Origin of the sequence: Streptomyces sp. NPDC004284, from assembly GCF_042874035.1 — a bacterium.
Classification (GTDB): domain Bacteria; phylum Actinomycetota; class Actinomycetes; order Streptomycetales; family Streptomycetaceae; genus Streptomyces.
On the sequence record NZ_JBIAMJ010000018.1, the window covers coordinates 68,465 to 86,106 of the forward strand.

General features: G+C 72.0%; 12 protein-coding genes. 8 read left to right on the forward strand and 4 right to left on the reverse strand.

Features of this window, described 5'->3' with window-relative positions; genetic code table 11:
• Positions 1–38: 38 nt before the first annotated feature.
• A complete protein-coding gene (locus tag ACFYUS_RS32825; RefSeq protein ID WP_388860461.1) occupies positions 39–1,097 on the reverse strand; it encodes an alpha/beta fold hydrolase in 1,059 nt (352 codons plus the stop codon).
• Between the two features lie 340 nt (positions 1,098–1,437).
• Here ACFYUS_RS32825 and ACFYUS_RS32830 point away from each other — a divergent pair, with 340 nt between their 5' ends.
• Complete coding sequence (locus ACFYUS_RS32830) at positions 1,438–1,941, forward strand: cupin domain-containing protein (protein ID WP_388860464.1); 504 nt, start codon at positions 1,438–1,440, stop codon at positions 1,939–1,941.
• A gap of 184 nt (positions 1,942–2,125) precedes the next feature.
• Here the strand turns inward: ACFYUS_RS32830 and ACFYUS_RS32835 are convergent, their stop codons facing one another.
• Positions 2,126–2,596: an SsgA family sporulation/cell division regulator gene (locus tag ACFYUS_RS32835; protein WP_388860467.1), complete on the reverse strand. Its 471-nt coding sequence runs from the start codon at positions 2,594–2,596 to the stop codon at positions 2,126–2,128.
• A 92-nt stretch (positions 2,597–2,688) separates the two neighbouring features.
• Between ACFYUS_RS32835 and ACFYUS_RS32840 the strand changes: the two genes are divergently transcribed.
• Entirely contained in the window at positions 2,689–3,441 is a 753-nt protein-coding gene (locus ACFYUS_RS32840) for a TetR/AcrR family transcriptional regulator (protein WP_388860470.1), read from the forward strand.
• 81 nt (positions 3,442–3,522) lie between these two features.
• Here ACFYUS_RS32840 and ACFYUS_RS32845 read toward each other — a convergent pair whose 3' ends face one another.
• Positions 3,523–4,500 (reverse strand): ricin-type beta-trefoil lectin domain protein, encoded by a 978-nt coding sequence (locus ACFYUS_RS32845; protein ID WP_388860473.1) that lies wholly within the window; start codon positions 4,498–4,500, stop codon positions 3,523–3,525.
• Between the two features lie 463 nt (positions 4,501–4,963).
• On the opposite strand from ACFYUS_RS32845, the gene ACFYUS_RS32850 reads away from it, so the two are divergent.
• Both ACFYUS_RS32850 and ACFYUS_RS32855 read left to right on the forward strand, forming a co-directional pair.
• Positions 4,964–8,287 (forward strand): right-handed parallel beta-helix repeat-containing protein, encoded by a 3,324-nt coding sequence (locus ACFYUS_RS32850; protein ID WP_388860476.1) that lies wholly within the window; start codon positions 4,964–4,966, stop codon positions 8,285–8,287.
• Positions 8,288–8,364: 77 nt separating this feature from the next.
• Entirely contained in the window at positions 8,365–9,537 is a 1,173-nt protein-coding gene (locus tag ACFYUS_RS32855; protein WP_388860479.1) for a S8 family serine peptidase, read from the forward strand.
• Between the two features lie 66 nt (positions 9,538–9,603).
• Here ACFYUS_RS32855 and eccCa read toward each other — a convergent pair whose 3' ends face one another.
• Positions 9,604–13,542, reverse strand: coding sequence for a type VII secretion protein EccCa (eccCa, locus tag ACFYUS_RS32860; RefSeq protein WP_388860482.1), 3,939 nt, complete (start codon positions 13,540–13,542; stop codon positions 9,604–9,606).
• A 260-nt stretch (positions 13,543–13,802) separates the two neighbouring features.
• Here eccCa and eccD point away from each other — a divergent pair, with 260 nt between their 5' ends.
• From eccD to ACFYUS_RS32880, 4 genes are all read left to right on the forward strand, one after another.
• The gene (eccD, locus tag ACFYUS_RS32865) at positions 13,803–15,203 is read left to right on the forward strand and encodes a type VII secretion integral membrane protein EccD (RefSeq protein ID WP_388860485.1); all 1,401 of its coding nucleotides are present in this window, start codon (positions 13,803–13,805) and stop codon (positions 15,201–15,203) included.
• 48 nt (positions 15,204–15,251) lie between these two features.
• Positions 15,252–16,715, forward strand: coding sequence for a type VII secretion protein EccB (eccB, locus tag ACFYUS_RS32870; protein WP_388860488.1), 1,464 nt, complete (start codon positions 15,252–15,254; stop codon positions 16,713–16,715).
• Between the two features lie 232 nt (positions 16,716–16,947).
• Entirely contained in the window at positions 16,948–17,238 is a 291-nt protein-coding gene (locus tag ACFYUS_RS32875) for a hypothetical protein (protein WP_388860491.1), read from the forward strand.
• A gap of 66 nt (positions 17,239–17,304) precedes the next feature.
• A complete protein-coding gene (locus ACFYUS_RS32880; RefSeq protein ID WP_388860494.1) occupies positions 17,305–17,628 on the forward strand; it encodes a WXG100 family type VII secretion target in 324 nt (107 codons plus the stop codon).
• Positions 17,629–17,642 lie beyond the last annotated feature (14 nt).

Genomic DNA, 17,642 nt, shown 5'->3' on the forward strand with positions numbered 1-17,642 from the left:
CGAGGGGGCGGGCCACCGGGCCGGCGTCGGGCGCGGGCTCAGAGGTGATCGGCTTCGACCACCGCCCGCGCGAAGGCGGTGGGAGCCTCCTGCGGCAGGTTGTGGCCGACGTTCGCGAAGGTGTGGTGCGCGTACGGGCCGGTGAAGTGGTCGCGGTAGGAGGAGCCGTCGCCCGGCGCGGTGAAGGGGTCGAGGGCGGCGTCGAGGGTGACGGTGGGGACCTGGATGGGAGGCTGGCCGGCCAGCTTCCTCTCGTAGCGGTCGTAGCGGGCCTCCCCGTCGATCAGCCCGATGCGCCAGCGGTAGTTGAACAGGACGATGGCGGCGTAGTCGGGGTTCTTGAAGGCCTCGGCGGTGCGCGCGTAGGTGGCGTCGTCGAACTTCCAGTGGGGGGAGACGAGCGTCCACACGAACCGGCACAGCGCGATGCGCTGCTCCTCGTTCTCCATCGCCTTCTTGCCGCGGTCGGTGGCGAAGTACCACTGGTACCACCAGTTGTGCTCGACGGCCGGGGCGGCGGGCTCCAGCTGCATCTTGCGATCGGTGATGACGTATCCGCTGGTGGAGACCAGAGCCTTGACCCGTTCGGGCCACAGCGCGGCGATGATGTCGGCGGTGCGCGAGCCCCAGTCGAAGCCGGCCAGGACGGCCTGGTCGATCTTGAGGGCGTCCATCAGGGCGATGATGTCGAGCGCGATGGCGGACTGTTCGGCCGTACGGGGGGTGCGGCGGGAGAGGAAGCGGGTGCTGCCGTGGCCGCGCAGGTAGGGAACGATGACGCGGTAGCCCAGGTCGGCGAGGAGCGGGGCGACGTCGGCGTAGCTGTGGATGTCGTACGGCCAGCCGTGCAGGCAGAGGACGACCGGGCCGTGCCGGGGACCGAGCTCGGCATAGCCGATGTCGAGGACGCCCGCCTTGACCTGCTTGATCGTGTGGAAACCGGTGTGCGTGCCGGGGGTGATGTCCGGCACCGTGGGAACGGGCGTGACGCCCGGATGGTGCGCGGCGGACGCGCCGGTCTGCAGGCCGGTCAGCGAGACCGCCGCCGCACCGGTGCCCAGGCCGACGGCCTTGCTGAACGTACGCCTGTTGATCATGCGAAACCCTTCGTCGCGCGTTTCCAGTGACCGGTTCACACCGGGCCGACGCCCATACTCTGACGCGTGGCCAAAGCGGACACATCAGTCAGATGACGGTCCGGCACGGGCCGGGCCACCGAGGTCTCCGCTCTCCGCCGCCTTGGGTCAAACGACCGACATGTGTGTCGGACGGCCGGAATTCTCAAGAGACATGTGTCTGTTGCAAGCTCACACCTGATCACCTCTTGCGTATACACTCCCGGCATCGAGTACGACCCGTGCGCCGTCTGTGCATGCGTCCTTTCGTGCGCCTTCAGTACCGGGTCTCGGTGTCTATGTGAGCCAGGAGCTGCACACCGTGAGCAATTTCCCTTCCCCGCCGCCCGTTCCGCAGGACCGCCAGTTCGTCCTGGGGCAGCATCTCCGTCTGTCCATCCTCACCTCCGCCGAGGAGACCGACGGGCGCCACGACATCTCCGACGTCTGGCTGCCGGCCGGCGCGGGCACGCCCCTCCACGTGCACACCGGCTACGAGGAGCGCATCTGGGTCGTCGAGGGTGCCCTGACCGTGTGGTCCGGCGATGACACCTACACCCTGCGCCCGGGCGACTTCTACCGCGTGCCGATGAACACTCCGCACACCATCAAGGCGGGTGAGGACGGGGCCCGGACCCTGGCCATCACCTCTCCCGCCCGGTTCGCCGAGCTCATCCGCCGCACCGGTACGCCCGCCCACCTGGCCACGGCCGAGACCGAATGGGACATGGCGCTGTTCCAGAAGGTGACCGAGGAGTTCGGCGACATCATCCTCGGCCCGCCCGGCGCCACGCCCGCCGGCCTGGGAGCGGACAAGCGGGTGTGAGAGGCGGGAGGGGCTGAGGCCCCGCGACGCCCCGAGCGATGAACGATCGTGTGTGCTGCGTACGGTCCCGGTGCGCAGCGCACACGATGTCCTTTTCACACACGGCCGTCCGGCCGTGGACCGAGCGAGGCGGGAGGCGGGCCGGCTCCCGGGATCGCATGCGCCGCGGCGGGCCGCGCCCCGCTCAGTCGGTCCGCGGCTCGGGATCCCGGAGCAGCGCCGTGGTGGCGATGTCCCAGTCGACATCGGTGAGTTCGGAGCCGGCGGGGACGAGCTTGTACGTGTACTCCAGCCAAGTGGCCAGCGGCGGCACGGGCAGCTCGAACAGGGCCGCCGTGTCGTGGGACGTCAGCTGAAGCCATGCGGTGGCCCGTTCCTTCCGGTTCGACGGCCATATCCGCATGTTGCCGAGGCCGCTCATCGAGGTCAGCCCCTGCTGGAGGAGATCCCGCCCGATCCGCCACAGGACACGGGGGCCGCCTTCGACGATGAACTCCACGCACACGGTGAGGGGGGAGTCCAGGTCGAAGCGGAACTCCGCCCTGATGGCCTGTCGGGCGGTGAGGCCCAGCACGCGCTCGATGTTCAGGGTCAGATGGAGCGGGTCGTGCGTGGTGCTCCGGCGGGTCTGAACTCCTGACCTTTTGCCGCTCATGTGCCTGGGTCCCCCTCGTCGCGAATCAACGATCCATGATGGAAGATATCACTGGAACAATCAATGGTTCGCAAAACTGATACCGTTGATTCATGGCTAGGGAGACGGAACCGGAGCAAGCAAGCCCGACGCTGCGGCAGAAGATCGTCCTGGCCGCGGCGGCGCTGCTGGAAGAAGAGGGACTGGAAGCGCTGTCCACGCGGGCCGTCGCCGCCCGCGCCGGTGTGCCGGCGCCGTCGATCTTCCGGCTGTTCGGTGACAAGGACGGCCTGCTCGACCAGGTGGCGCAGCACGGCTTCGGCCGGTACCTCGGAGAGAAGGCCGAGCTCCTGCTCCTCACCGCCGACGACCCGGTGCAGACCCTGAGCGACGGCTGGGACCTGCACATCGATTTCGGCCTTGAACACCCGGCGTACTACGCCCTGGTCTACGGCCAGGTGCGGCCCGGATACATGCCCCAGGCCGGACGCATGGCCGCCGCCCACCTGGCCCACATGATGACCATGGTCGCCGCCGTCGGCCGACTGCGGATGAGCGTGAAGCGGGCGACCGAGCTCATGCACTCCGCCGGTGTGGGCACGGTCCTCACGCTGACCGCCCTCCCCGAGGACGTGCGCGACATCCGGACCTCGTACGCCGTCCGGGACATGGTCGTCAGGACCATCACCCTTCCGGCAGAGGAGCAGGGCGAGGACACCACCGCCTCCGGCGGTATCGCGGCGGCTTCCATGAGCCTGCTCGCGGCCCTCGACCAGGACGACGCCGGGGTGCTCAGCCCGGCCGAGCACGGCCTGCTGCGCGAGTGGCTCAACCGGTTGGCCGACGGGACCGGCGGGGATCGCTGAGACGGCACTGCCTCGTCTCGTCGGAGGGGTACTCGGCGGGGTCCGGGACCGGCGCCTCCGCCACGGCCACCCGGTCAGGCGTCAGGACGAGGACCACTTCTGGTTGTCGTGGCCGTTGCAGGACCACAGCTGGAGCCGTGTGCCGTTCGACGTCAGGTCGTCCCGTACGTCCAGGCACTTGTCGGCCTGGCTCGCGGCCAGGTCGTGACGGACGTTGAGGGTGATGCGCTGCGCGGCGCCGCCGTCGCACGATGCCATCCGGAGGTCCGCTCCGTCGGCGGTCGAGCCGCCCGCGACCTCCGCGCACAGCCCCAGTGCGCGCATCGTCCCGTCCGAGGGGAACGTCCATCGCTGCGAGGCGGAGCCCGAGCAGTCCCAGATCATCAGCGCCGCGCCCGGTGCGGCCTTGCCGCCGGCGACGTCGACGCAGCGCTGCGACGCGTGGCTGAACACGCGCGTGCCCGGTACGGACGTCGGGGTGGGCGTGGCCGACGGGGGCTCGTTCGCGGCCGGGGCGGTCTTCTGGGGGCCGGGAGCCACGGAGGGCTCGACTCGCGCGGGCCCTGTCGGGCCGCTGCCGGGGGAGGCGGGCGCGGTGGGCTTCGCCGGGCGAGGGGTTTTCGTGCGGCCGGATGTGCTCGCCGGGGGATCCGCCGGCTCGTCGAGTCCCGTGACGTCGTCCGGGCCGTAGCCGGAGCCGACGACCACCGATGCCCCGCCGCGGCTGCCCTCGTCGTCCTGGCCGCTCAGGGTGAGGGTCAGCACGAGGGCGCCCACCGACAGCAGGCCCACCACACCGACCACGCCCAGCGCTCCTCGGGATCCTCCACGCCGATCCTCGCCGCCGCGACGCCCGAAGAAGCCCTTGGACCCGCCCTTCGAGGACTTCTCCGTCGGGGCGTCCACGGTCGGGGCGTCCGTGGACAGGGTGTTCGTGGGCGGGGAGGGATCCCTGCGGGAGCGCTCGCCGTTCGCGCGGGAGCCCGGTGACGAGAGCCGGGCGAGCCGGGCGAGGGATTCGACCCGGTCTTCGGCGAGGGCCGGTCCGGACCTGCCCACCGGAACCGACAGGCCGAATTCACCGGCCGCTCCGTTGCCCCGCGGGGAAGCGGAAGGAGAACCGACCTGCTTCCCGCTGCCCGGGACGCGCCTGGGAAGACCTCTGCCCGGTCCGGGCGTGGATGGAGGGTGCATGGGGTCCTTCCGAACGAGACGCCCTGACACGGGGCGGCGGACTGCGTGCATCGGGGGACGTCGAAACGAAACCGGCGCGCACCCTATCACCGGCATGTGTGCCGATAGTAAACACGTATCTGGCTGCCGGTGTGCGGTGGAGTGACACACCTGTTGGGGCCACCGGGCGAGGGAACCTCAACTACTCTGGACGCGGGGTCGGTCGTCTGGTCGGTGAGGCAGTCGAGTGGGGTGCCGGCGGGAAGCGATGACGAGAGAGGTTTCCGCCGCACGGCTGCCCATGTGTCCGTCCGGCCCGTAGCCGTGTTTGTCCGAGGAGGAACCACGCGTGTCTCGCCAGGTACTCACCGTCGGCCCGGACAGTGCCGACGGCCTGTCAACCATCGGGGAGGCGCTCGCCAGAGCGCGCAGCGGCGCGGTCCTCAGCGTCCTCCCCGGGACCTACCCGGAGAATCTGACGATCACCACACCGGTCACCATCGTCGCCGCCCAGGCACGCGGCACCGTGGAGATCGCCCCGCGCCGGGGCACCGCGCTGACGCTGAAGGTGGATGCCGTCATGCTCACCGACCTCGTCCTGCGCGGTCGCGACGAGGACCTTCCGGTCGTCGACGCCCCCCGGGGGCAGGTGGCGATGGACGGCTGTGAGATCGCGGGCGCCTCGTGGACCGCGCTGCTCGCCCGTAACAGCGGATCGCTGGCCCTGCGCGACTGCCGGGTGACCAACGGGACGGGCGCCGGGGTCGTCGTCACGTCGCCCGCGGAGAGCTCCGTGGAGTCCTCCACCCTCGAACACCTCGGCACGACGGGCGTCGTGATCGGTGAACAGGGACGGGTCACCGTGCGGGGCTGCACGATCCGCGACGCCCGCGGCAACGGCGTCCTGGCCAACGGCGAGGCCCGGGGATCGGTCGAGGAGTGCGACATCTCCTCCACGGACCAGCCGGCGGTCGCGCTGGAGGGCCGCAGCACCACCACGGTGCTGCGCACGGTGGTGCACGACACGTCGGTGGGCCTGCACATCACCAGCGAGTCCCGCACCCTCTTCGAGGACGTGCGGGTGACGAACACCTCCGGCGTCGGCATCGCCGTGGGAAAGGGCAGCGATCCGCTGCTGCGCCGCTGCCGGGTGGCCCGTACCAAGCAGCACGCGGTCCTCGTCACGGATCGCTCCCGCGGCACCTTCGAGGACTGCTGGGCCGACTCCTGCGAGGCGCCGGCGGTGCGGGTGACGGGATCGTCCTCGCCGGTCTTCGTCGGCCTGACGGTACGGGACTGCGCCGGTACGGCACTGCTCCTGGAGGAGGAGTCCGCGGCCGAACTGGACCGGCTGGAGATCGTGGACGCCAAGGGCGTCGGCATCTCCGTGCGCACCGGCGCCCATCCACTGGTCCGCCGGGCCCGGATCATCTCCCCGGCGGGACACGGCGTGGAGGTCGTCAAGGACGGCCGGGGCCGCCTCGAGGACTGCCTGATCGAGCGGCCCGGAGGCGCGGGAGTCCGCGCGGAGGGCGACGGCAACGTCTACATCGGCGGGGGAGCGGTGCAGACCCCGCAGGGCGCGGGGCTCTCCGTGGGCGCCGACGGCAGCATGACGGTGCGGGACTGCGTGATCACCAAGGCCGTGCTCCACGGCATCCTGGTCGAGACCGACGGCGACCTGACCGCGACCCGGGTGACGGCCCACGAGAGCACCGAGCACGGCGTACTGGTCTCCGACGGCGGGCGGGCCGCCCTGAACTCCTGCGAGCTGAGCGGCAGCGGCAAGGACGGCGTGCGCATCGAGTCCGACTCCCCGGTCTCCGTGGTCGACTGCACCGCCCGCGACAACGCGGGCGGCGGCCTGATCCAGGCCAGGACGAGCGACCGGGTGGCCGTGGAGGGCCTGACCAGCGCGGGCAACGGCAAGCGGGACGCGTGGGGAGTCGGCGACGCCCAGGACACCGACCCGGCGGCCTCCCCGGGCACCCAGGAGCACGGCGACGGCTCGGGCGAGGACGCCTCCCTGGCCGCGCTCGACGCACTGATCGGGCTCGACAACGTCAAGCAGCAGGTCCGTACGCTGGTGAACCTCACCCAGCTCGCCCAGCGCCGTGCCCGACTCGGCATGCCCGCGCCCCCGATGAGCCGCCACCTGGTCTTCGCCGGCCCCCCGGGAACCGGCAAGACCACCGTGGCCCGGCTCTACGGCAACGTCCTCGCCGGGCTCGGCACCCTCCGCTCGGGACACCTGGTCGAGGTCTCCCGGGCCGACCTGGTCGCCCAGATCGTCGGCGGCACCGCGATCAAGACCACCGAGGCCTTCAACCAGGCCCTCGGCGGCGTCCTGTTCATCGACGAGGCGTACACCCTGCTGTCCGACGGCAAGGGCTCCGGCGCCGACTTCGGCCGCGAGGCGGTCGACACGCTGCTCAAGCTGATGGAGGACCACCGCGACGACGTGGTGGTCGTCGCCGCCGGCTACTCCGCCCAGATGGACGACTTCCTCGCGTCCAACCCCGGCCTCGCCTCCCGCTTCTCCCGGACCGTCGAGTTCGAGAACTACACCGTGCCGGAGCTCGTCGCCATCGTCGAGAAGATGTGCCTCGGCCACCAGTACCGCCTGGACGAGTCCACCCACCAGGCGCTGACCGTGCGCTTCGACCGCATGCCCAAGGACGCCACGTTCGGCAACGGCCGCGAGGCGCGCCGGGTGTTCGAGGAGATGGTGGACCGCCAGGCGACCCGGCTGGCCGGGCTCGCCGAGATCTCCGAGAGCGACCTGCAGCTGCTGCTGCCCGAGGACGTGGGTGCCGAGGCGGCCGCGGCGGCCTCGGGCGGGACGGCGCCGGACGGGACCAACCCGCTGGAACGGCTGGGCGACCTGGTGGGCCTCGCGGGCGTGAAGCGCGACGTCACCGACCTGGTCAACCTGCTGTCCACCGCGCGTCAGCGCGAGGCGGCGGGCCTGCCCGCGCCGCGCATCAGCCACCACCTCGTCTTCACCGGCCCGCCCGGCACCGGCAAGACGACCGTGGCCCGTCTGTACGGCGAACTGCTCACCTCGCTCGGCGTCCTGCCCCGGGGCCAGCTCGTCGAGGTCTCCCGCGCCGACCTGGTGGGCCGGTACATCGGCCACACCGCGCAGCTCACCCGCGACGTGTTCCGGCAGGCCATCGGCGGCGTGCTGTTCATCGACGAGGCCTACACCCTCACCCCGGCGGGCTCCTCGGCCTCCGACTTCGGCCGCGAGGCGGTCGACACGCTGCTGAAGCTGATGGAGGACCACCGCGACGAGGTGGTCGTGATCGTCGCCGGATACACCGAGGAGATGGAAGGCTTCCTGGCCTCCAACCCGGGCCTGACCTCGCGCTTCTCCAGGCGCGTCGAGTTCGCCGACTACTCCTCCGACGAACTGGTCACGATCGTGCGGGCCCACGCGACGGCCTCGGGCTACGAGTGCGGCCCCGGCACCGGACAGGTGCTCCGCGAGTACTTCGAGACCCTGCCGCGCGACCGTTCCTTCGGCAACGCCCGCCTGGCCCGCCAGGTCCTGGAAGGCATGATGACGCGCCAGGCGGGACGGATCAGCCGCATGACGGCCCCCGGCCTGGAGGACCTGCGGTCGCTGCTGTCCCAGGACGCCCCACAGCGGCAGGGACTGTCCGCGTGATCCGCCGAGCGGGAAGGCGGGCCCCCGGCAGGCGCAGGCGTACGGGCCGGGGACCGGCGCTGCGTCTGGAGGCGTCGATGCTCCTGCCACCGGCTCTGGCCGCGTCGGCGGTGCTGACCGCGGGGCCCGCCGCCCTCGCCGCCGAGAGCCCGCCGACCGTCAAGCTGCCCGTCCTGACCGCCGTACGAGCCGACGGCGCCGGCTGCGTCAAGGAGTCCCCCACCAGGGCGACGGCCATGCCCTGGGAGCACCAGAGCCTGGAGCTGAGCCGTGCCGCACGGATCTCCCAGGGCGCGGGGGTCAAGGTCGGCGTCGTCGACACGGGCGTCTCCACCCGGGCACCCGCCCTGGCCGGACGGGTCCAGGCCGTCGGCGGCGCCGGAGACGACTGCGTGGGCCACGGGACCTTCGTGGCCGGACTGATCGCCGCCGCACCCGTCGAAGGGGTCGCCTTCCACGGCGTCGCGCCCCGGGCGAGCATCGTGGCGGTCCGTGCCACCACCGGACGCGGAGCACCCTCCGTGGCCGGCGTCGCCGCGGGCATCCGCGCCGCCGTGGACGCCGGCGCCCGGGTCGTCGAGGTGTCGGCGGCGTTCGGGACCCGGTCGCCCGCGCTCGACGCCGCGGTGTCCTACGCCGCGAAGCACGACGCCCTGATCGTGGCGGCCGCCGTACCGGACGCACCGCGGAACACCACGACCGCCGCACCGACCCCCCGGGACTACTGGCCCGCGGCCTCCCCCGGCGTACTGAGCGTGCTGGACGTGGACGTCGAGGGCGTCCGCCGGGACGACGCACCGCTCCCGGTCCACGCCGACCTGGCGGCCCCCGGCGACGGCCTCGTCGGCATCGGGCCGCGCGGCGGCGGGCACTTCATCGGCAGCGGAGCCTCGCTGGCCGCCGGGTACGCCGCGGGGGCCGCCGCCCTCGTGCGGTCGGCCTTCCCCCACCTGTCGGCCGAGCAGGTCGCGCGGCGCCTGGTCTCCACGGCCTACCCCGACTACGTACCCCGGCTGGACGCCTACGCGGCGGTCGCCTCGGTGGCACAGGACCGCGCGACGGGGGCCGGTACCGATCGCGAGGCGCACACCGAGGTCGTACGGATGCCCGACCGGACGCCGGGGGAGGAGGCCACCAGGACCGCTGTGCCGGTCGCCGGAGGTGGTCTGACGGTGCTCCTCCTCGCCGGCTGGGCGGCCCTGGCCGTCCCGCGGGGCCGGGCGCGCGGCTGGCGTCCGCCAGGGCGCTGACCGGGCGTCGAGACGGTCCAGGGGGCGGGGTGTGTGGCACACCCCGCCCCCTGGCGTCGTACCGGCCTACTGCTCCTCCGCCTCCGGAGGCGTCTCGACCGACGCCGTCTGCAACAGCGTCGCCTTGTTCCGGGCGATGTACCGGGCCCGGCCGGGCGGCAGGTTCCTCGCCTTGACGTTGCCGAAGACGAACCCCTCGGTCGGCGGACAGGACAGCAGCAGGCCGGGGGTGTTGACCTCGCCGAGCCGCCGCAGCAACTGGTCGTTCAGACCGCGGCCGGCGCCGGTGGCCGACCGCGCGATGACGAAGTGCAGGCCGACCTCGTGCCCGAGCGCCAGGAACTCGAAGAGCGGCGCGAAGGGATGGTCGAAGGCGTTGCCGCCGCCGACCATGTCGTAGTCGTCGACCAGGACGAACAGGCGCGGCCCCGCCCACCAGTCCGCCTGCCGCATCCGGGCGGGGGTGATGTCCGGCCCCGGCAGCCGCGTCTTCAGCGCCTGCTGGGAACCGCCCATCAGCTCCTCCAGCGCGCTCAGGGACACGGCGTGACCCAGGCGGTACTCCTCCGGAACGGCCTCCACCAGCTCCCGCCGGTAGTCGACCACCAGGATCCGCGCCTCCGAGGGGGTGTACCGGGCGGTGATCGCGGAGGTCACCAGCTTCAGCAGGTTGGACTTGCCGCTCTCGGTGTCGCCGACGGCCATCAGGTGCGGGGTGCGGCTGAAGTCGTGCCAGACGGGGGACAGCGTCTCCTCGTCGAGCCCGAGCGCCATGCGCAGCCCGCCGGTGCTCTCGGGCGCGGGCAGTTCGGCGGCGGGAAGCCGGTGCGGCAGCATGCGGACGGCGGGAGCGGCCGGACCGTTCCAGCCCGCCGAGATCCGCTCGACCAGATCCGCGACGCCCTCGGTGAGGTCGTCGACGGAGCCGCTGCCGTCGACGCGGGGCAGCGCCGACAGGAAGTGCAGCTTCCCCTCGACCGTGAGACCGCGCCCGGGGATGCGCGGCACCTCCGCCGCCCGCCGCACGTTGACCACCGAGTCCATGTTGTCGCCGAGCTTGAGTTCGAGGCGCGTGGCGATCTGGTCGCGCACCTGGGTCGTCATCTCCATCCACCGGGACGCCGTGACGACCAGGTGGACGCCGTAGTTCAGACCGCGCGCGGCGAACTGGTTGAACGTCGGCACCAGGTGGTCGAAGTCCTGGCGCAGGGTCGTCCACCCGTCCACCACGAGGAAGACGTCGCCGTGCGCCTCCTCGGCGAACTCACCGGCCGCCCGGCGGCGCCGGTACGTCGCCATCGAGTCGATGTTGTGGTCCAGGAAGAACTGCTCGCGGTGGTTGAGCACCGCCGTGACCTCGGAGACGGTCCGGCTGATGCGCTCGCTGTCCAGCCGGGAGGCGACGCCGCCCATGTGCGGCAGCCCGGACAGCCCGGACAGCGTGCCGCCGCCGAAGTCCAGACAGTAGAACTGCACCTCACGAGGCGTGTGGGTGAGGGCCAGGGAGGCGATGAGGCCGCGCAGCAGGGTGGACTTGCCGCTCTGCGAGCCGCCCGCGATGCCGACGTGGCCCTCCGCGCCGGACAGATCCACCACGAGCGGGTCGCGGCGCTGCTCGAAGGGCTTGTCGACCAGGCCGACCGGCACCTTCAGCCGCCCGGACCCGGCCCACGACGCCGCCGTGAACCCGCGCTCGGGACCGACCGCGAGCGGCGGCAGCAGCTCGTCCAGCGGGGACGGCAGACCGAGCGGCGGCAGCCACACCTGGTGCGCCCCCGGCCCCGCGCCCCGCAGCCGGTCCAGAGCCACCGACATCAGGGTGTCGCCCGTCTCCCGCTCCTCCTCGGCGACGGGTTCCGCCTCGGCGGGCTGGACCGTGCGCGGCACCACGTACCCCGACGTCCACGGCACCACCTGGCTGGCCACCCGCGCCTGCGCGACCGCCCCGCCCCGCCTGCGGTACTCGCCCGACACATACGCCGCGCGGAAACGCGTCAGCGCCTCGACACCGCTCTTGAGGTACCCGCTGCCGGGCTGCGAGGGCAGCTGGTAGGCGTCGGGGACACCCAGCACCCCCCGGCTCTCCATCGCCGAGAAGGTACGCAGACCGATCCGGTACGACAGATGGCTCTCCAGCTGGTGCATCCGCCCCTCGTCCAGGCGCTGCGACGCCAGCAGCAGATGCACGCCCAGGGAACGCCCCAGCCGGCCGATCATGACGAAGAGCTCCATGAACTCCCGGTGGGCGGAGAGCAGCTCACTGAACTCGTCGACGACGACGAACAGGCTCGGCAGCGGGGCGAGGTCCGTGCCCGAGGCGCGCGCCTTCTCGTACTCCAGGGCCGAGGAGTAGTTGCCGGCGGCCCTCAGCAGCTCCTGCCGGCGGATCAGTTCGCCGTGCAGGGCGTCCTGCATGCGCGCGACGAGCGCGACCTCCTCCGAGAGGTTGGTGATCACCGCCGAGGTGTGCGGCAGTTCGTCCAGGCCCAGGAAGGTGGCACCGCCCTTGAAGTCGACGAGGACGAAGTTGAGGGTCTCGGAGGAGTTCGTCAGGGCCAGGCCGAGCACGAGGGTCCGCAGCAGCTCGCTCTTGCCCGAACCGGTGGCGCCGATGAGCATCCCGTGCGGCCCCATGCCGCCCTGCGCGGACTCCTTGATGTCCAGCTCGACCGGGAGGCCGTCGCTGCCGACCGCGACGGGCACCCGCAGCCGCGAGGAGCCGTTCGCCCGCTGCCACAGGGTCTGCGGTTCGTGCCGGTGCAGGTCGCCGATGCCGAGCAGCGTCGTCAGCTCGGTGTTCGCGTCCAGCGGTTCGGCGACGGAGTCCGCGAGACGCATGCGGTACGGCGCGATCACCCTGGCCAGCGCCTCGGCCGCGACCGGCCCCATGAGGTCCGGCCGGCCCAGCCGCGTCGTCTGCTCCTTGCGGGTGCGGTCGGTGCGCACCAGGGCGAGCCGGTCCGGCTGGACTTCGAGGCGGAGCGTGCTGCGCCCGGGCCGCCACTGGAGGGTGTCGGCCAGGTCGATGACGACCGCGTTGCGATGGCCCTGACCGTCCATGCGGTGTCCGGCCGGCACCGTCACCCCGTCCAGGACGACGACCGTGTACGGCTCCTCACGGCCAGGGGGCGTCTCCGGATCGAAGCCGGGACGCTCGCCGAACTCGGCCCCGAGCAGGTCCTCCAGGTCGTTGAACGCGGACGTCACCATCCGGGCCGGGCCCGCACCGTCCTTCTCCTGCGGATGCTGGCCGTGCGGCAACCACTTCAGCCACTCCCATTCGGCCCGGTGCTCGTCCGCGGCGCACACGACGATCCACAGGTCCTCCGGAGCGTGGAAGACGGCGAGCTGCGCGAGCATCGCGCGGACCAGACTCCGCCGGGCGGCGTCGTCACCCCGCATCAACACCCGCGCCCAGGAACGCAGGTACACGGCGACCGGCTGATCGGGCACCGTACTGTAGGCACGTATGAAGCGGCGCAGCGCATGTGCCGCGAGCGGATCGAGGTCCTCGACCGGCTTGGTGGCCAGTGGCGTCAGCTTCATGGCCAACTGCTGATCGCCGACCGCCATCCGGACCTCGGCGAAGTCCTCGTCCTTCACCCGGCGTTCCCACAGCCGCGTGGTGCGCACCAGGGAGCGCAGCGCCGCCGGTTCCGGATGGCGCCAGGCCAGCGCCAGCTGCTGTTCGGTCACCGCGCGCCGGATCTGCTTGCGGACCTGCCCGAGATACCTCAGGTAGTCCCGCCGCTCCCCGCGCAGCCGCTGCTTGCGCTCACTGCCGCGCTTCATGAACTGACCGATGATCATGGCGGCCGAAGCGAGCAGCATCAGACCCAGCGACAGGTAGACGAAGACGCCGTTCGACCCGCCGGGACGCAGGAAGATCAGCATCATGGAGACGGACATCATCGCCATGGGCATGTACGTCCACACCGCGGAGTTGTCCGGCACCGACTCCGCGAGCACCGGCGGCTCCTGAAGGCTCAACTCCCCCTGGGGCATGTCCGGTCCACGGCGACGCGCGGGACGACGAAACAGCACGGAACTCAAGGCATCGGCTCCTTCGGGCGGCAGCCAGTGAGGTGTCACCTGGCCCGTCGGGGAGAAACGCGGGGCGACGAGGACGGCCCGGTGGACAGAGGTACCCTGCACACGATAGACGGATACGTACCTCGCCGGAGCACACACCTATGTGTCGACCGGTCTCCCGCTCCCCCGTCCGTCCGCCCTGATCACCTTCCGCGAAAGCGAATGTGCCGACCATGAGCGACACCTCGGTGGCCAGCCTGTGCCGCCTCACCGTCCGGGCACCCTCCAGGACGATCGACCTCGCCGTCCCGGTGGACGTGCCCGTGGCCGACCTCCTCCCCACCCTGCTCAGGTACTGCGCCGAGGACATGGAGGAGGAGGGCCTCGACCACGGCGGCTGGGTGCTCCAGCGCCTGGGCGGCCCCGCCCTCGACGACGAAGCCACCCTGGAGGCCCTCGATCTGCACGACGGCGAGGTGCTCCATCTGCGCCCCCGGACCGAGGAGATGCCCGAGGTCCGTCTCGACGACCTGGTCGACGGGATCGCGAACGTCACCCGGGACCGGCTGCACGCCTGGACGGCGGACCGCAGCCGGCAACTCCTGCGCGCCTTCCTCGTCTGCGTCCTGGCCATCGCGCTGGGCCTGCTGGCCTGGCCCGGTGGCGAGGTCGTGCCCCGCGTGGCCACCGCCGGCGCGGCCGGACTGCTGATCCTGGCGGGAGCCGCCACGGCCGCCCGCGCCGTCGGCGACGCCGCCACGGGCGGCACCCTCGGTGTCATGGCCGTGCCGGCCCTGGGACTCGCGGGCTGGCTGTTGCCCGACGGCGAGAGCGCGGGCCCCCACGCCCACCACGTCCTGGGCGCCCGGCTGCTGGCCGCCGGCGCCGCCGGTGCGGGCGCCGCCGTCCTGGCGCTGGCGGCCGTCGCCGTCTACGCCCCGCTCTTCCTGTCCGCGGCCGTGGTCTGCGTGTCCGCGGCCGTCTCCGGGGTCCTGATGAGCGTCTTCGACGTCCCCGTGGACAAGGCCGCCTGTGTGATCGCCGCCTGCCTGGTGGTCGTCGGCGGCTTCGTGCCCGCCCTCGCGTTCAAGCTGGCGGGCATGCGCATGCCGCCGCTGCCCACCCACCCCGGGCAGCTCCAGGAGGGCATCGAACCGTACGAAGTCCCCGAGGTGACCACCCGTACGGAGCTGGCCGGCGGCTGGATGATCGCCCTGTACGGCGCGATCGGCCTCGTCTGCGCGACCTGCCTGATCCCGCTGGTGCGCCGCCCCGGCCTCCCGGAGGCGCTGTTCGCCGTCCTCCTGTCCGTGATCCTGCTCCTGCACGGCCGCGGCATGGTCAACGTGTGGCAGCGGCTCGTCCTGGTCGTGCCCGGCGCCATGGGAGCCGCGCTGGTCCTGGTCGGCGCCGGCGCCCGCCTCGCCCCCGGCGACCGGCCCGTGTTCGTCGCCGGACTGCTGGGCCTGGCCGCCGCGCTCGCCCTCACCACCTGGTCCGTCCCCGGACGCCGGATGCTGCCCTACTGGGGCCGCGCCGCCGAACTGCTGCAGTCCACCCTGGCCGTCGCCCTGCTGCCGATCACGCTCTGGGCCGTCGGCGTGTTCGGCCGACTGCGCGCCCTCACGGGCTGACCGCAGACCACGCCGACCCCGAAGAAACCCGCGAGGCAGGTCACCACCATGCAGTCGAAACGCGACCAGGTACAGGCGCACAGCTTCATCATGAGCCGGCTCACGGCCGGCATGCTCCTCGCCGAACCCGACGCCCCGGACACCCCGCTGGGCCGGACCACGCGCGGCGTGTTCATCGGCGTGCTCATCGCGGTGCTGATAGCCGCCGGAGCCGTGGTGTACGGGCTGATCTCACCCGGCGGCAACACCTCGTGGAAGACACCCGGGGCCCTCGTCGTCAACAAGGAGACCGGCGCCCGCTACCTGTACGCCGACGGGCGGCTCAGGCCGGTGCGCAACTACGCCTCCGCGCGCCTGATCGTCGGCGGCGGCCCCAGCACCTCCACGGTGGCCACCGCCTCCCTCCGGGGAACCCCCGTGGGGCAGCCCATCGGCATCCCCGGCGCCCCCGAGTCGGTGCCGCCGGCGGGCGACCTCGACCAGGGCGCGTGGCTGGTCTGCTCCACCGCCGGCGCCCGGACCCCGGACGCCCGCACCACACTGGTGGCCGGATCCCCCCTCGACGGCACCGGACTGGGCACGGGGCAGGGCTTCGTGGCCGAGGGCCCCGACCACACGACCTACCTGGTCTGGCAGGGAAGCCGACTGCGCCTGGACGAGGAATCAGGTGCCGCCGTGTCCCTCGGCTACGGCTCCGTGACGCCCCGGCCGGTCTCCGCCGCCTTCCTCGACGCCCTGGTCCCCGGACCGGACCTCGTGGCGCCCGAGGTACCGGGCCGTGGTGACGCGGGACCGTCGCTCGACGGCAACGCCGGCACGACGGGCCGGGTGTTCCGGGCCGAGGTGCCCGGCTCCGACGAGCATCCGTACTACCTCCTGCGCAAGGAGGGGCTGGCACCCCTGACCGCCACACAGGCCGCCCTCGTACTGGGCGATCCGCGGACGCGGGAGAAGGCGTACGCCGGGAAGACCCCGCTCACGGTGCCGCTGAGCGCCGACGCGCTCAAGCAGCACCTGGCGCCGGGCGCGGAAGGCCGCTCCCCGGTCACCGAGGGCCTGCCCACCGAGCCGCCGAAGCCGGCCGTCATCGCCGGGGACCAGTCCGCCTGCACGAGGGTGGAACCGCGTGAGGACGGCACGCTGGTCACCACGCTGCTCGTGCCGACGGACGCCCTGCCTCCCGCCGCCCAGCCGTCGCCCGACGCCGCACCGGCCTGCCTGCGGGTGGACGCGGTCGTGGTGCGTCCGGGCAGGGCGGTGCTGGTGCGCGCCCTGGGTGCCGGCGGCTCCGCCCTCGGCACCACGACCTACCTGGTCGACGACACCGGCACGAAGTTCCGCGTCCCGACGGCGAAGGCGCTCGGCGCCCTCGGGTACGGCGAGGGGCGGGCCGTCGCCCTGCCCTCGCCGCTGCTCTCCATGCTGCCGACGGGACCCGCCCTCGACCCGGACGCGGCGGCCGGAGCGGTTCCGCCCACGGTGCAGACGCAGTGCCCGCCGCAGGGGCGGTAGGACCCGTGTCGGTCTCTTCGTGTGCGGCTCATACGTATTCTCGTGGAAGACACACCTTGACGGGGTACGGTAGACACCGCGCCGGGTTCGGCCGTCACCGACCGCGGCGGACCGTACGCCACTGACACACGTGTCGAGAGAGTGTCGACTCCTCGACGGAGCAATCGGGAGGCTGTCCATGGCCGAAAGCCCACTTCGCATCTCAGACGCACAGGCCGTAAGCAACGGCATCATGGCCCTGGAATCCGCGCGCACGGGCGTGAGGAGGTGCCGTGCGGACGTCGAGGCCACCCGGATCGGCCTGAACACGGGTTACAAGGGCAGTGACGGCCGTGCCTACTCCGACCTCATCGAAGACTGGGAGAGCCAGGTCGACAAGATCCTCGTGAACCTGGACGAAATGATCGCGAACCTCCACACGAACGTCCAGGAGGTCAACAAGAACCAGCAGGCGGTGAACGAGGCCATCAAGAACGCCCGCGGCAACGGGGACCCGACGTACCACACGCTGATGGGCAGGTGACCCGGGCCCCGTGCCCCCACCTCCTCGACCGCACCGCTGACCCTTTCGAGACATCACGAGGCAGACATGTCCAGTCCGTTCGAAGACGGCGTCATCCACGTCGACTACCGGCACATCGACAACGCGATCGACAACATGGTCCAGCAGACCAAGGCCATCGACCAGACCCTCACCAACCTCGACGCCGAGCTCGACGTCCTGAAGCAGGGCTGGGAGGGTGACGACAAGAGCGCGTACGGCGTCTGCCAGGCCAACTGGAACCGGGCGGTGGCCGACATGGAGGCCCTGCTGGCGAAGTACATCGAGGTGCTCAACGGCGCGCAGAACACCTACAAGTACACGGAGCAGTCGCTCGCCCAGCTGTGGTCCGACGTGAAGGTCCAGGCCTGACCGCTCTGTCCACG

Excerpts from the sequence above, each read along its gene's own strand:
- ACFYUS_RS32825 (WP_388860461.1), bottom strand. The coding sequence starts at position 1,097 with ATGATCAACAGGCGTACGTTCAGCAAGGCCGTCGGCCTGGGCACCGGT.
- ACFYUS_RS32835 (WP_388860467.1), bottom strand. The coding sequence starts at position 2,596 with ATGAGCGGCAAAAGGTCAGGAGTTCAGACCCGCCGGAGCACCACGCAC.
- ACFYUS_RS32840 (WP_388860470.1), top strand. The coding sequence starts at position 2,689 with ATGGCTAGGGAGACGGAACCGGAGCAAGCAAGCCCGACGCTGCGGCAG.
- ACFYUS_RS32855 (WP_388860479.1), top strand. The coding sequence starts at position 8,365 with ATGCTCCTGCCACCGGCTCTGGCCGCGTCGGCGGTGCTGACCGCGGGG.
- eccCa (WP_388860482.1), bottom strand. The coding sequence starts at position 13,542 with ATGCCCCAGGGGGAGTTGAGCCTTCAGGAGCCGCCGGTGCTCGCGGAG.
- eccD (WP_388860485.1), top strand. The coding sequence starts at position 13,803 with ATGAGCGACACCTCGGTGGCCAGCCTGTGCCGCCTCACCGTCCGGGCA.
- eccB (WP_388860488.1), top strand. The coding sequence starts at position 15,252 with ATGCAGTCGAAACGCGACCAGGTACAGGCGCACAGCTTCATCATGAGC.
- ACFYUS_RS32875 (WP_388860491.1), top strand. The coding sequence starts at position 16,948 with ATGGCCCTGGAATCCGCGCGCACGGGCGTGAGGAGGTGCCGTGCGGAC.
- ACFYUS_RS32880 (WP_388860494.1), top strand. The coding sequence starts at position 17,305 with ATGTCCAGTCCGTTCGAAGACGGCGTCATCCACGTCGACTACCGGCAC.